The sequence below is a fragment of the Curtobacterium sp. B18 genome, assembly GCF_000333375.1.
In the GTDB taxonomy this organism is placed as follows: Bacteria; Actinomycetota; Actinomycetes; order Actinomycetales; family Microbacteriaceae; genus Curtobacterium.
In genome coordinates this window covers 1-13,467 of the sequence record NZ_BACZ01000595.1, presented here as the reverse complement: position 1 = coordinate 13,467, position 13,467 = coordinate 1, and the positions used below count along the sequence as shown (strand labels likewise).

Genomic DNA, 13,467 nt, shown 5'->3' with positions numbered 1-13,467 from the left:
TNNNNCNGNNNCTNCCGNCCNNCNNCGGNTCCCGNCGGACCGCGATCCGGCCACCGTCCACCGGCAGGACCGCGCCGTGCACGAAGGACGCTGCATCCGTCGCGAGGAACACGATCGCCTCGGCGATCTCGCCGGCGGTGCCCGGACGGCCGGCGGGACCGGCCGCGGCGAGCTGATCGAGGCTCTCCCCCATCGCCGCCGTGCCCTCGGTCCGGGTCGGGCCGGGGCTCACGGCGTTCACGCGGACACCGGCGGGGCCGAACTCGGCCGCCCACGACTTCGTCAGCAGGACGAGCGCAGCCTTCGTCGAGCCGTACAGGCCCATGCCCGCCGCTCCGAACTCCGCGACCATCGTCGTGACGTTCACGATCGCGCCCGCGCCGCGCTCGGCCATCCCCGGCGCGAGGGCGGCGACCAGGAAGTAGGGCGCCTTCACGTTGATGTCGTACACCTCGTCGAAACCGTCCGAGGTGGTGTCAGCCGTGGCACCGAAGGGGAAGATGCCCGCGCTGTTGACGAGCACGTCGACCCGCCCGTCACCGATCGCGAGGGCCGCCTCGGCGAGCTCCTTCGCGCTGGTGGCGTCGCGCAGGTCAGCTCGGACGAAGTCGGCCGCGCCGCCGGCAGCCCGGATCCCCCGCACGACCTCGTCACCCCGCTCGGCGTTCCGGCCGGAGACGACGACGTGCATCCCCTGGGCGGCGAGGCGTTCGGCGGTGGCGCGGCCGATGCCGCTGGTGGATCCGGTGACGAGGGCGGTGGTGGTCATGGTCGATGTCCTAACTGAACAGATCGGTTTGGTTACGGTGCAGGTAACTGTACAGATCAGTGCAGTAAAGTCAAACCATGTCCGAAACCACGACCGGCCGCACGCGCCGCCGCCCCGCGTACGAGCGTGCGGTCGCCACCGCCGACCGGCTCTTCTACGAGCAGGGGATCCACGCGGTCGGGGTGGACCAGGTCGCTGCCGAGGCGGACATCTCGAAGGCGAGCCTCTACACGCACTTCCGGACGAAGGACGACCTCGTGCTCGGCTACCTCCAGGGTCGGAGCCGGTCGTGGCAGGAGCACGTCGCGGTCGAGCTCCCCGAGCGTGGCAGCACGCCGCGCGACCACGTCCTGGCGGTGTTCGACCTGCTCGGGGAGTGGTTCGAAGCGCCGGGGTACCGCGGCTGCCCGTTCATCAACGTCGAGGCGGAGTACGGCGCCGGGCACCCGACGCACGACGTGACACTCGAGCACCGTGCGTGGGTCCGGACCCTCTTCACGTCGCTGCTCACCGATGCCGGCACGGGGGACCCCGACGGCACGGCACTGCAGCTCTGCCTGCTCTACGACGGCGCGATGGCGAGCGCGCAGGCCGACCCGTCCAGGCCCTGGGCGGCGGCCGCGCGTGCGGCGGCCGAGCGGCTCGTCGGAGTCTGAGGTCCGGCCGCCCGACCAGCGGACTCACTCCGTGGTGCGCAGCGCAACTCCAGCTCTAGGATCACCACGTGACCACCGGTTCCCCGACTTCCCGCCCCGTCCTCGTGACCGCTGCCGTCGTGCTCTGGCTCGTGCTGTTCGCGTGCGACCTGGTCGCACGGCTCGTGGACCTGCCCGGGACGGTGTCGTCCGGTGGCCCCTGGACCCTGGTGCCGTTCGTCGTCGGGCTGGCGCTCCTCGCCTGGTTCGTGTTCGGTGCACTCCGCGTCGGTCGTGGCTCCGGACGCGCGCGGTTCTGGATGGCCGTGCTCGGTGTGGTCGGAGCCATCGGCGCGCTCCTGCCGCCGTACGGACTCACCACCGTGAACGGCGCACTGGGCGCCGTCGCCGCGCTCGTGCCGTACCTGCCCGCTGCTCGCGGGTACTTCCCGCCGCGACCCCGCCGTGCACCGAAGGTCGCGCAGCCCCGGGTCGTCGGTTGGGATCCTGACACCGGCGAACCCATCCGCGCCGCCGATTGACGCCGGCGCGGACCAGACCGCGCTACTCGGGGTCTGCGGGCTCGCCTCCGGAGTCGTGGTCGCTGTCCTGCTCCGGGTCCGTCGTGGCATCGCCCGAGGGCGAGCCGTCCGGCAGGTCCTCGGTGTACTGCCGCTCGGCGTCGGTGGGGTCGCTGGTTCCGCTGGTGTCCGTCATGTCCCGGACCGTACGCGCGCTGCGTCCGGTGTCCGTCCAGCGGCGGGGCGATCAGCGGACGAGCCGCACGGTCGTGTCGATCGGGCCGAAGCTCGACGTCGCGCCGTCGGCGACGAAGCCGTTCCGTCGGTAGAAGGCGTGCGCCCGCGGGTTGTCCTCGGCGACCCACAGTGAAGCCGGACGCGCACCGAGCACGGCGTCGAGGAGGCCCTGACCGGCTCCGCCCCCGTGGGCACGCTCGAGCACGTAGAGCATGGTGAGCTCCTCCGGCCGCACGGCGTCGGGTTCCGACGTCGGCTGGACCGCGGCGAAGCCGACGATCCCCGTGGCGTCCTCGGCGACGACGGCGTCGAACGCCCTCTGGGCGAGGTTCCCGCGCCACATCTCGAGTCGCCGTCCCAGGTCGAACCACGGGTTGCTGTCCGGATCGTCCACGAACCGGCCGTAGGTCTCGCGCCACGACGTGGTGTGCACGCGCGCGATCCCCTCGGCGTCGGCGGCGGTCGCCGGGTGGATCGCCACGGCCTCGTCGTGCTGGTCTCCCATGGGACGACCGTACCGAGCGGACCCACACCGATGACGGACGGGAGGAGGGCCCCACCCGCCGGTTCCGTCGTGACGCGCCAGCGGCACGACGGCCGTGACGGGAGGGACGATGCGGGCTCGCACCGCGCCTCCCGTCCGTCTCGCCGTGGGTCTACTGCACCGCCGGCTGCGGCAGGGCCGCGAGGATATCGGCGGCCGCTTCGCGGCCCATCCGCACCGCCCCGTCCACGTGCTGGTACCCGTGTCCGGCGAGGTCGCTCGACGCGAAGCGGATCGGTCCGACCGCCGCGCGCTGGTCGGCGCCGTAGCGGACGAGTCCACCGAGGTCGAAGCTCGCCGCGTACGCGCCACGGGTCCACTCCTCGGTGCCCCAGTCGCTCTCGTAGTAGACGACCGGACGACGTGCCTCGTCGCCGTAGTAGTGCGCGAGGGAGTCGAGCACCCGGGCCTTGCGGTCCGCCGTCGACAGCGCGAAGACGTCGTCGGCGTGCTGGTCGGAGACGAACCCGACGAGCGTTCCCTGCTCCGAGCCGTGCATGGAGTTGTCGTATGCCTCGTGCACGAGCTCGTACGGGCTGAACGCGGTCCCGGACAGCCCGGCGCCCCGCCAGAACGGCCGGTCGTAGACGGCGTGCACCTTGATGACGAAGCCCATCGACAGGTGCTGGTGGAGCTGGTGCTGCCGGCGGGGCAGCGGCGGCTCGTAGGAGATGCGCGAGTACAGGGGCGGTGGCACGGCCACGAGCGCCTGGCGGGCACGGACCTCGATGCCGCCGTCGGCGAGCGCGACGACCCCCTCGTCGTCCCAGCGCAGCGTGCGGACCGGGGCGTTCAGGTGGACGTCGGCGCCGAGCCGCTCGGCGAGCCGCTCGGAGACCTGCTGCATCCCGCCGACGACGCGCTTGTCGAGGATGAAGTCGGCGTCGACGAGGTTCGAGAAGCTCCCCGCGGAGGCCGCCATGAGCAGCGCCTGCAGCGCCGAGAACGTGTGCGCGGGCTTCGTCAGCATGGCGCCGGCGATGAACAGCTCGACGTTCTCGGTCGCGACCCGGTCGTCGCTCAGCCGGCGGAGCCACTCGCGGAAGGAGACCTCGTCGAGCGCCGCCGCGTCCGGGGTCTCCCAGGGGCGCGACGGATCGACCTTCGCGACGTACTCGTCGACGACGGCCACGAGCCGCTCGATCTCGGTCGCGGTGGCCTCGGGCAGCGGGAAGATGTCGCCGGTGTACTCGGTGCGGGAGCCGTGCTGGTCGATGTAGACGCTCGAGCCCTCCCGGTACCGGTCGTAGGTCTCGAGGCCGAGGTCGTCGAGCGTCTCGAGGAGCGCGGTCTGGTCCGGGGACACCCACTGCCCGCCGATCTCGAGCGTCACGCCCTCGATGTCGTTCGTCCACGTGCGTCCACCGACGCGGTCGCGGGCCTCGAGCACCGCCACCGTCCTGCCCTCGGCGACGAGGCGGTCCGCGGCGATGAGGCCGGTCACCCCGGCACCGATGACGACGACGTCCTTCTCGATGGTCATCGCTGTGCTCCCTTCGTACGCCCGAACGGGTCGGGCGTCAGCGTGTACATGGTCTCGAGGTACTCGTGCAGGCCTTCCCCGCCGCCCTCGCGACCGAGTCCGGACTGCTTGACCCCGCCGAACGGCGCCGACGCGTTCGACACGATGCCGGTGTTGAGGCCGAGCATGCCCGTCTCGAGCCGCTCCATCAGCCGCTGTCCGCGGGCGGGGTCCTCGGTGAACGCGTAGCCGACGAGCCCGTACTCGGTGTCGTTCGCCGCGTCGATCGCCTCGTCCTCGGTCGAGAACGTCCTGATCGCGAGGACCGGCCCGAAGATCTCGTCCTGCAGCAGGTCGCTGCCGGGCTGCACGCCGGTGATGACGGTCGGTGCGTAGAACGTGCCCGGCCCGTCCACCGCTCGCCCGCCGGTCCGCACGGTCGCGCCGCGCTCGACGGCGTCCGTGACGAGTCGGTCGGCCTTGTCCACGGCGCGCTGGTCGATGAGCGGGCCGATGGCGACGCCGTCCTCGGTGCCGCGTCCGACGGTCATCGCCTCGACGCGCGCCGTGAGCCGGTCCGCGAAGTCGTCGGCGACGGCCTCGTGCACGAGGAACCGGTTGGCGGCGGTGCAGGCCTGGCCGGTGTTCCGGAACTTCGCCGCGAGGGCGCCCTCCACCGCGAGGTCGAGGTCGGCGTCCTCGAACACGAGGAACGGAGCGTTGCCGCCGAGCTCCATGCTCGTGCGGAGGACGTTCTGCGCGGCCTGCGCCAGGAGCGTCCGGCCCACGGGTGTCGACCCCGTGAACGACAGCTTCCGGAGTCGGGGGTCGCTGATGATCGGTTCGGACAGCGCACCGGCGTGGCTCGTCGGGACGACGTTGACGACGCCGGCGGGGACGCCCGCCTCGAGCAGGAGGTCCGCGAAGAGCAGGGTCGTGAGCGGGGTGAGCTCGGCGGGCTTCACGACCGCGGTGCAGCCCGCGGCGAGCGCCGGCGCGACCTTGCGCGTCGCCATCGCGAGCGGGAAGTTCCACGGGGTGATGAGGAACGTCGGCCCGACGGGCTTGTGCGTGACGATCGCCCGACCGGAGCCCTCCGGGTTGGTGCCGTACGAGCCACCGATCCGGACGGCTTCCTCGGAGAACCAGCGGAGGAACTCGCCGCCGTAGGTCACTTCGCCGTTCGCCTCCGCGAGGGGCTTGCCCATCTCGAGCGTCATGAGGAGGGCGAAGTCGGCACGGCGTTCCTGCAGCAGGTCGAACGCCCTCCGCAGGACCTCGGCACGCTGCCGCGGCGGCGTTGCCGCCCACGCCTGCTGGGCGGCGACGGCCGCGTCCAGCGCACGGACACCGTCCTCGGGGGTTGCATCGGCGATCTCGAGGAGGGTCTCGCCGGTCGACGGGTCGACGACGGGGAACGTCGCGCCGTCGGCCGCCGGCTGCCAGGTGCCGTCGATCAGGAGGCCCGTGGGGACCTTCGCGAGGAGCGCGCGTTCGGCGTCGGAGCGGCCGGTCGTGCCGTGGGTGCCCTGGCTGGTGTGGTCGGTACGGGTGTCGGTCATGCTGCGGCGAGTCCTTCCAGGACGACGTCCAGGCCTTCGCCGAGGAGGGCGTCGTCGATCGCGAGCGGGGGGAGGAAGCGGAGGACGTTGCCGTACGTCCCCGCGGTGAGCACGATCACGCCGTGCTCGTACGCGTACTTGACCACACGGCCGGTGAGCGCGGCGTCGGGTTCGCCGGTGGCCGGGTCGACGAGCTCGATCGCGACCATGGCACCGCGGCCACGGACGTCGCCGATGCGGGGGTCGGTCGACTGTGCGGCGCGGAGCCGTCCGAGCAGCACGTCGCCGATCGCCGCCGCGCGCTCGACCAGCCCGTCGTGCTCGAAGGCGTGGATCGCGGCGAGCGCTGCGGCGCACGCGACCGGGTTGCCGCCGTAGGTGCCGCCGAGCCCGCCGACGTGGGCGGAGTCCATGATCTCCGCACGCCCGGTGACGGCGGACAGCGGCATCCCGCCGGCCATGCCCTTCGCGGTCGTCACGACGTCGGGGACGATGCCCTCGTGCTCGCTCGCGAACATCGCGCCGGTGCGGGCGAAGCCGGTCTGCACCTCGTCGGCGATGAACACGACGCCGTTCGCGGTGGTCCACTCCGACAGCGCGGCGAGGAAGCCGGGGGCCGGCACGACGAAGCCGCCCTCGCCCTGGATCGGCTCGACGAGCACCGCGGCGGTGTTCTCGGCGCCGACCTGCTTCTCGATCTGCGTGATCGCGCGCTTCGCGGCCTCGACCCCGGACAGCCCGCCGTCGCGGAACGGGTACGACATCGGGACGCGGTAGACCTCGGGGGCGAACGGACCGAAGCCGTTCTTGTAGGGCTGGTTCTTCGCGGTGAGCGCCATCGTCAGGTTCGTCCGGCCGTGGTAGGCGTGGTCGAACACCACGATCGCCTGCCGACCGGTGTGCTTGCGAGCGATCTTCACCGCGTTCTCGACCGCCTCGGCGCCGGAGTTGAACAGGGCGGTCTTCTTGGCGTGGCCACCGGGGGTGAGCCGGTTGAGCGCCTCGGCGACCTCGACGTACCCGTCGTAGGCGGCGATGGTGAAGCACGTGTGGGTGAACGCCTGGACCTGCTCCTGCACGGCGGCGACGACGCCGGGGTGCGCGTTGCCGACGCTCGTCACGGCGATCCCGGAGCCGAGGTCCACGAGCGAGTTGCCGTCCGCGTCGACGACCACGCCGCCACCGGCCGCGACGACCGCGATCGGCACCGCGACCCCGACACCGGACGCGACGGCGGCGGCCTTCCGTTCGAGGAGCGCTCGGGAGCGGGGACCCGGCACCTCGGTGACGAGCCGCCGTTCCTGCGGCAGCGAGGGGCCACCCGTGGCGGCGCTGGTCGAGGGTGCAGCGGTGGAGGACATGCGGCGATCGTAGGAGCCACCCGCCCACGGCGGGGCTGTCCATCGTGTACACCGACGGCCACCCCGATCGACGCGAGGGATAGGGTGCACCCATGCCCGCGACCCTGCGCTCCCTGCTGCACCGCGCCGACCTGCGGCTCCGGCTCCTCACGGCGACCGACGCGGCCCTCGACGCGCCACTGTCCTGGCTGCACAGCTCGGACCTCGAGGACCCGACGCCGTTCCTCGCGGACGGGCAGGGACTGCTCACCACGGGCACCCAGTTCGGCGTGGACACCGAGGTCACGGCTGAGGTCGCCGACGCCTACGTCGCCCGACTGGTGCGCCGGGGCGTGGTCGCGCTCGGGTTCGGCGACGAGGTCGTGCGCACCGGCACCCCGCCACAGCTGGTCGACGCCTGCACCGAGCAGGGGCTCGCACTCTTCGAGGTGCCGTACGCGACCTCGTTCATCGCCGTCGCGCAGGCGAACGCGGACGCCGTCGCCCGGGACGCCAACGCCCGGAACGCCTGGGCCCTCGCCGCACAGCGCGCCATCTCGCTCGCGGCCATGCGTCCGGACGGCCTCGGGGCGACCATCGCCGAGCTGTCCCGGCAGCTCGACGGGTGGGTCGGACTGTTCGACCTCTCCGGGCGGCTCGACCGTGGACACCCGGCAGCGGGCGTCACGACCGAGGACCTCGAGGTGCTCCGGGCCGAATCGCTCCGGCTGCTCCGTGCCGGTGCGCGTGCGAGCCTGCCGGTGACGACCGAGCACCGCACCGGGTTCACGCTGCAGACGCTCGGAAGCGGCGGACACCTCAGCGGCGTCCTCGCGATCGCGAACGGCGGGACGCTCGACCGGGCCGGCCGCGAGGTCGTGACCGCGGTGATCGCGCTGGCCGGTCTCGCACTGCAGCAGAACCGCGAGCTCGCCCGTGCGCGAGGGCTCCTCCGCACCGGACTCCTGACGATGCTGTCGGTGGGCGACCCCGCCGTGGTGGACTCGACCTCGCGCGAGGTGTGGGGACCGTTGCCGCCGGAGCCCGTCCGGATCGCCGCCGTGGACGTCCCCGACCAGGACCTCGACACCGTGGTGGACCTGCTCGAACTCTGGGTGCAGGACCGCCCCGGGCAGCTCTTCTTCGCGACGGACGACGAGCTCTTCCTGTGCGTCGGCGCCGAGGACACCGGGATCGTCGAGGAGCTCGTGGACCGCTTCGACCTGCACGCCGGGCTCTCGGACGGCGCCTCCTACCGGTACTTCGGCCGCGCCCGGACCGAGGCCGTGCAGGCGCTCGACCGACGCCGTCAGGGACGCCCGGGCACCACCGAGTTCGGCGACCTCGCCCGCGAGGGGGTGCTCGCCCACCTCGCCCACGGGGACGTCGAGCCGGTGCCGTGGCCCGCGCGTTCCTCGCACCCCTCGTTGACCACGACCGGACGGCCGGGACCGAGCTCACCCGCACCGTGCGGGCCTGGCTCGAGCAGAACTGCGAGTACGACCGCACCGCACAGGCCCTCGGCATCCACCGGCACACCGCACGCGCCCGGGTCGAGCACGCCGGACGGCTCCTCGACCGGGACCTGTCGGTGTTCGCGACCCGCGCCGACCTCTGGGCGGCGTTCGTCGTCGACGGCGCGTGAGCCGCGCCTAGGCTGGCGTCGTGTCGACCACACCGACCCGCCGGCGCCTGAGCCCGGCCGAGCGGGACGCCCAGATCGCCGAGGCGGCCGTCGCCGTCGCCCGTGCCGAGGGCCTCGCTGCCGTGACCCTGCGCGGGGTCGCCGCGGCCATCGGTGTGGCGCCGTCCCTCGTGGCGCACTACCGCCCGGCGATGGAGGACCTCGTCGGCGACACCTTCCGCACCGTCGCGAGCACCGAGGTGGCCGAGGTCGCCCGGATCGTGCGCGAGGGGGCCGACCCGGTCGGACGGCTGGCGACCCTGCTCGCGTGCATCGCCGACCCGGCCCGCGACGACGTCGCCGCACTGTGGGCCGACGCGTGGAGCCTCGGCCGGACGAACGCGGCGCTCGCGACCGCCGCCCGCGAGGTCATGGACGACTGGCAGGCCCTCGCCACCGGCGTGGTCCGCGACGGCGTGCGCGCCGGGGTCATGCGCACCGACGACCCGGACGCGGTCGGACGCCTGCTGTTCGCGCTCGTGGACGCCACGAACGGGTACGCCCTGGTGGACTACCTCGACCGGCCGACGCGCGAGGGCCTCGTCCGCACGACGATCGCCCGCGCCGTCGGGCTCGACGACGCAGCCCTCAGCGCCGCAGCGCCACCCACTGCAGGAGCATGATCGTCTTCCCGTCGGCGATCCGACCGTCCGCGACCATCGCCAGCGCCTCGTCCAGCGGGACCTCGAGCACCTCGATGTCCTCGCCCTCGTCCTCCAGCCCACCGCCCGCGTCGATGAGGTCGGCGGGTGAGTAGGCGCCGACGTACCCGTGCACGCGCTCGGTCACGGACCCCGGACTCATGAACGCGTCGAAGGCCTTCGTGAGGACGCCGAGCCGGATCCCGAGCTCCTCCGTCGCCTCGCGTCGCACGGCCGTCTCCGGGTCGTCCTCGTCGAGGAGCCCTGCGGCCGCCTCGACGAGCATCCCGTCCGGGTGCCCGTTGACGTCTGCGGGCCAGCGGAACTGGCGGGTGAGCAGCACGGTGTCGCGCTCGGGGTCGTGCGGCAGCACGGCGGCACCGTTGCCCCTGTCGTACGTCTCGCGCTGCTGCCGGTCCCAGCGACCGTCACGGCGCCGGACGTCGAGCGTGGTGCGGCGGAGCACGTGCCAGCCGTCCGACACGACCTCGACGTCGCGGACGACCACGTCCGGGTTGCGGTCGAGACCACGTCCGACGGCGTCGAGGCCGGTGCGGCCGCGGGCGTCCGGGACGGAGGTGCCGGGTCGGGGGTCGGTCGTGCGCGCGTCGTCCACGCCGCCACGCTAGCGTCCCGCCCCGGCGCCGAGGCCGCCGGTACGATCGTCACGCCGCACCAGGGAGCGGCGGGGACGGGGCGACCATGACGACGACGAACCACCTCAGGCGATCGCGCCGGACCCCACCCCCGGTCGTCCGGACGGCGGTCGTCCTCTGGGCCGTGTGGTTGGTCGTCGGCGTCGTCTCCACCGTCGTCGTCTCGGTGTCCGGGTCGGGACTGACCGGGTTCGGCGGCGCCCTCGCGATCGTGCTGTCGTTCGTCGTCTGGGCCCTGGTGGCCGCCGCGACGTTCCTGGTCCTCCGCGGATCGGCCGTCGCCCGCATCGTCCTCGTCGCGATCGCCGCGCTCCGCGCGGTCCTGAGCATCAGCGACGGCGGCCTCTCCACCGCGCTGATCCTGCTCTCGGTCGTCGCCGCGGTGCTGCTGTTCCTGCCCAGCGCGCGCCCCTTCTTCCGGCGCGCCGAAGGTGCCGAGCCGAGCCGCGCCTCCAGGCCGGCGGATCCCGACCACCCGCGGGACTGACGCCGCCACGGAACGCGAGAAGGCCCCCGGATCACTCCGGGGGCCTTCTCCGTTGCCTGGTGCGCGAGGGGGGACTTGAACCCCCACGCCGTTTCCAGCACACGGACCTGAACCGTGCGCGTCTACCAATTCCGCCACTCGCGCCAGCCCGAGAACACTACCACGCACAGACGCTGCCAGACGCCAACCACTACCATGCAGAGGTCGACGACCGAGAACACTGGAGACCCATGGGCCTGTTGGACAGCTTCGAGCGAGGGCTGGAGCGCGCCGTGAACGGCGCGTTCGCGAAGACCTTCCGCTCCGGCGTGCAGCCCGTCGAGATCTCGAGCGCACTCCGCCGCGAGCTCGACACCAAAGCTGCCGTCGTCTCACGCGAACGCATCCTCGTGCCGAACGAGTTCACCGTGCGCCTCGCGCCGCCGGACTACACGCGGATGAACGACATCGGCCGACCGCTCGTCGACGAGCTCTCGCAGATGGTGCAGCAGCACGCCGTCGCGCAGAACTACTCCTTCTCCGGACCGGTCACGATCCGCCTGCAGCAGGACGGCACGCTCTCCACCGGGATCCTGCAGATCGACTCGACGACCGTGCAGCGCGACGTCGCGTGGGTCGCGGTGCTCGACATCGGTTCACAGCGGCACAAGCTGCAGCGCGGGCGCACCGTGATCGGCCGCGGGACGGACGCCGACATCACCGTCGCCGACACCGGGACGAGCCGGAAGCACGTCGAGGTCATCTGGGACGGCAAGCACGCCCAGGCCAACGACCTCGGGTCGACGAACGGGTCGAAGCTGAACGGTGAGCGCTTCCAGCAGGCGATCGTGGAGCCGGATTCCACGATCGAGATCGGTCGTACCCGTATGGTGTTCCGGGTGATACCCGAGAACGACGGAGGTGCCAGGTGACCACAGGGCTGACCCTGCTCGTCCTGCGCTTCGCGTTCCTCGCGGTGCTCTGGCTGTTCGTGTTCGTGATCGTCTTCGCCCTGCGGAGCGACCTGTTCGGCCAGCGCGTGCGCACGATCCCCACCGATCCGAAGGCCGGTGCGTCCGGTCCGACGACCCCGGTCGTCCCCGCGGCAGCGGCTCCGGCCGCCGCGTCCGCAGGGGCCTTCACCGACCTCATCGGTCAGCCAGGAGGCGCGCAGCAGCCCGCCACGCCGGCTGCGACCCGCCTCGTGATCACCGAGGGATCGCGCGAGGGCATGGAGATGCCGCTCGGCGGCGGACCGATCACGATCGGCCGCTCGAGCGAGTCCAACGTCGTCATCCGGGACGACTACACGTCCACCAACCACGCCCGCCTCGACCTCCGGGCCGACGGCTGGGTGCTCACCGACCTCGAGTCCACGAACGGCACGTTCGTCAACGGTCAGAAGGTGACCGCTCCCGTGACCGTGGCCGAGCGGACGCCGATCACGATCGGGACGACGACGTTCGAGCTGCGGCGGTAACCCGGGATGACCGCTCGCACGCTGAGCGCCGCTGTGTCCCACGTCGGACGCATCCGCGCGAACAACCAGGACTCCGGCTACGCCGGGCAGCACCTGTTCGCGGTGGCCGACGGCATGGGCGGGCACGCCGGGGGCGACGTCGCCTCGGCGATCGCGATCCGGCGCATCCGGGAGGTCGACCGCGAGTTCCCGTCGGCACACGACGCCGAGTTCGCGCTGCAGTCGGCGCTCATCGCCGCGAACCAGCTCATCACCGAGACGGTGTTCGAACACCAGGAGCTCACGGGCATGGGCACGACGGTGTCCGCGATGATCCGCGTCGGCGAACAGGTCGCCATCGCGCACATCGGCGACTCGCGCATCTACCGGCACCGCGACGGCGAGCTGCAGCAGATCACCTCCGACCACACCTTCGTGCAACGTCTCGTGGACAGCGGCCGGATCACCCCGGAGGAAGCCGCGGTCCACCCCCGTCGCTCCGTCCTCATGCGCGTGCTCGGCGACGTCGACGCCGCACCGGAGGTCGACACCGCGATCATGGACATCCAGCCGGGCGACCGCTGGCTGCTCTGCTCCGACGGGCTGTCGTCGTACCTCGCAGAAGAGCGCATCCGGCACGCGCTCGCGTCGAACATGGACGCGAACCAGGTCACGCAGCGCCTCGTGAAGGAGACGCTCGACCACGGCGCGCCCGACAACGTCACCGTCGTCGTCATGGACGTCACGGACACCGAGCCCGAGGACGACGACGACGCGGCCACGACCGTGGGCTCCGCCGCGGCCCCGCTCACCTTCGAGGCGTCGACCGGACGCAAGCCGATCCGCCTCCCCACGATCCTGCTCCACCCGCTCAAGGTCACGACGGCCCCCGAGGACTCGCACTTCGAACCGGAGTCCGACCAGTTCTTCGCCGAACTCATCGCCGAGGACCGCCGTCGGCGCATCCGTCGCCGGGTCTCGTGGACGATCGCGCTCGTCGTGGCGGTCGCCGTCCTCGTCGGTGCCGTGTTCCTCGGCTGGCGGATCATCCAGGACCACTACTACGTCGGGACCGACCGCGGCTCGGTCGCGATCTACAAGGGCGTCCAGCAGTCGATCGGTCCGATCGCCCTGTCCGACGTGTACGAGGACACCGACATCTCGGTGTCCGGACTGCCGGACTACACCCGCGAGAACGTCCGCTCCACCATCAACGCGCAGTCGCTCGACGACGCGCGCGAGATCGTCGAGCGCCTGCGCAAGGCCGCGGCGACCGGACAGGACCAGGCCGGCACCGGCGGTGACGGCAGTTCGCCGTCGCCGACGCCCTCGTCGTCCTCGACCGGGTCGCCGTCACCGTCTCCCGGGGCGAAGCGATGAGCAGCGCCACCGCCCAGTCCTTCACGCAGGCGATCACGATCAAGCTGCGGGAGCCCGCGCGCGCCCGCAACCTCGAGCTCGTGCTGCTGGTGATCGCGTGCGGCATCTGCG

15 protein-coding genes, 1 tRNA gene and 2 pseudogenes are annotated in these 13,467 nt (G+C 72.4%); 9 read left to right on the top strand and 9 right to left on the bottom strand.

Annotation, left to right across the window (positions count from 1 at the left end; genetic code table 11):
- Window positions 1–769 (bottom strand): annotated as a pseudogene (locus tag I5E_RS23830) (SDR family NAD(P)-dependent oxidoreductase); the annotation flags it as partial.
- Window positions 770–846: 77 nt separating this feature from the next.
- Between I5E_RS23830 and I5E_RS16205 the strand changes: the two are divergent.
- Complete coding sequence (locus tag I5E_RS16205) at window positions 847–1,425, top strand: TetR/AcrR family transcriptional regulator (RefSeq protein WP_022907906.1); 579 nt, start codon at window positions 847–849, stop codon at window positions 1,423–1,425.
- Window positions 1,426–1,493: 68 nt separating this feature from the next.
- Complete coding sequence (locus tag I5E_RS16200; RefSeq protein WP_022907905.1) at window positions 1,494–1,946, top strand: hypothetical protein; 453 nt, start codon at window positions 1,494–1,496, stop codon at window positions 1,944–1,946.
- A 22-nt stretch (window positions 1,947–1,968) separates the two neighbouring features.
- On the opposite strand, the gene I5E_RS25680 is transcribed toward I5E_RS16200, so the two are convergent.
- From I5E_RS25680 to gabT, 5 genes are all read right to left on the bottom strand, one after another.
- Window positions 1,969–2,121, bottom strand: a complete 153-nt coding sequence (locus tag I5E_RS25680) for a hypothetical protein (RefSeq protein WP_022907904.1) — start codon at window positions 2,119–2,121, stop codon at window positions 1,969–1,971.
- A 51-nt stretch (window positions 2,122–2,172) separates the two neighbouring features.
- A complete protein-coding gene (locus I5E_RS16190; protein WP_022907903.1) occupies window positions 2,173–2,667 on the bottom strand; it encodes a GNAT family N-acetyltransferase in 495 nt (164 codons plus the stop codon).
- Between the two features lie 151 nt (window positions 2,668–2,818).
- Window positions 2,819–4,189, bottom strand: coding sequence for a flavin monoamine oxidase family protein (locus I5E_RS16185; protein ID WP_022907902.1), 1,371 nt, complete (start codon window positions 4,187–4,189; stop codon window positions 2,819–2,821).
- Complete coding sequence (locus tag I5E_RS16180; protein ID WP_022907901.1) at window positions 4,186–5,730, bottom strand: NAD-dependent succinate-semialdehyde dehydrogenase; 1,545 nt, start codon at window positions 5,728–5,730, stop codon at window positions 4,186–4,188. The genes I5E_RS16185 and I5E_RS16180 overlap by 4 nt, the downstream gene beginning before the upstream one ends.
- The gene (gene gabT, locus I5E_RS16175) at window positions 5,727–7,091 is read right to left on the bottom strand and encodes a 4-aminobutyrate--2-oxoglutarate transaminase (RefSeq protein WP_022907900.1); all 1,365 of its coding nucleotides are present in this window, start codon (window positions 7,089–7,091) and stop codon (window positions 5,727–5,729) included. Before gabT ends, I5E_RS16180 begins: the two co-directional genes overlap by 4 nt.
- Window positions 7,092–7,183: 92 nt before the next feature.
- Here gabT and I5E_RS26580 point away from each other — a divergent pair.
- Window positions 7,184–7,498: pseudogene (locus tag I5E_RS26580) on the top strand (PucR family transcriptional regulator ligand-binding domain-containing protein); the annotation flags it as partial.
- Here the strand turns inward: I5E_RS26580 and I5E_RS26575 are convergent.
- The gene (locus I5E_RS26575; protein WP_261974975.1) at window positions 7,396–7,668 is read right to left on the bottom strand and encodes a hypothetical protein; all 273 of its coding nucleotides are present in this window, start codon (window positions 7,666–7,668) and stop codon (window positions 7,396–7,398) included. The pseudogene I5E_RS26580 and the gene I5E_RS26575 overlap by 103 nt on opposite strands.
- 801 nt (window positions 7,669–8,469) lie before the next feature.
- Between I5E_RS26575 and I5E_RS26570 the strand changes: the two genes are divergently transcribed.
- Window positions 8,470–8,715, top strand: coding sequence for a helix-turn-helix domain-containing protein (locus I5E_RS26570; RefSeq protein ID WP_022907898.1), 246 nt, complete (start codon window positions 8,470–8,472; stop codon window positions 8,713–8,715).
- Window positions 8,716–8,735: 20 nt separating this feature from the next.
- On the top strand, window positions 8,736–9,377 hold the full coding sequence (locus tag I5E_RS16165) for a TetR family transcriptional regulator (RefSeq protein WP_031262970.1): 642 nt from the start codon (window positions 8,736–8,738) through the stop codon (window positions 9,375–9,377).
- On the opposite strand, the gene I5E_RS16160 is transcribed toward I5E_RS16165, so the two are convergent.
- Window positions 9,343–10,011 carry an NUDIX domain-containing protein gene (locus I5E_RS16160; protein ID WP_022907897.1) on the bottom strand — a complete coding sequence of 223 codons (669 nt, stop codon included), beginning with the start codon at window positions 10,009–10,011 and terminating at the stop codon, window positions 9,343–9,345. The genes I5E_RS16165 and I5E_RS16160 overlap by 35 nt on opposite strands.
- Before the next feature lie 86 nt (window positions 10,012–10,097).
- Between I5E_RS16160 and I5E_RS16155 the strand changes: the two genes are divergently transcribed.
- Window positions 10,098–10,538 carry a hypothetical protein gene (locus I5E_RS16155; RefSeq protein WP_022907896.1) on the top strand — a complete coding sequence of 147 codons (441 nt, stop codon included), beginning with the start codon at window positions 10,098–10,100 and terminating at the stop codon, window positions 10,536–10,538.
- A 57-nt stretch (window positions 10,539–10,595) separates the two neighbouring features.
- On the opposite strand, the gene I5E_RS16150 is transcribed toward I5E_RS16155, so the two are convergent.
- Window positions 10,596–10,682: transfer RNA gene (locus I5E_RS16150), tRNA-Leu, on the bottom strand.
- 86 nt (window positions 10,683–10,768) lie between these two features.
- Here I5E_RS16150 and I5E_RS16145 point away from each other — a divergent pair.
- From I5E_RS16145 to I5E_RS16135, 3 genes are read left to right on the top strand one after another with little or no spacing between them, the layout of a single operon-like run.
- Complete coding sequence (locus I5E_RS16145) at window positions 10,769–11,449, top strand: FhaA domain-containing protein (protein ID WP_022907895.1); 681 nt, start codon at window positions 10,769–10,771, stop codon at window positions 11,447–11,449.
- Window positions 11,446–11,997, top strand: coding sequence for an FHA domain-containing protein FhaB/FipA (locus tag I5E_RS16140; RefSeq protein ID WP_022907894.1), 552 nt, complete (start codon window positions 11,446–11,448; stop codon window positions 11,995–11,997). Before I5E_RS16145 ends, I5E_RS16140 begins: the two co-directional genes overlap by 4 nt.
- Window positions 11,998–12,003: 6 nt before the next feature.
- Window positions 12,004–13,356 carry a Stp1/IreP family PP2C-type Ser/Thr phosphatase gene (locus I5E_RS16135; RefSeq protein WP_022907893.1) on the top strand — a complete coding sequence of 451 codons (1,353 nt, stop codon included), beginning with the start codon at window positions 12,004–12,006 and terminating at the stop codon, window positions 13,354–13,356.
- Window positions 13,357–13,467 lie beyond the last annotated feature (111 nt).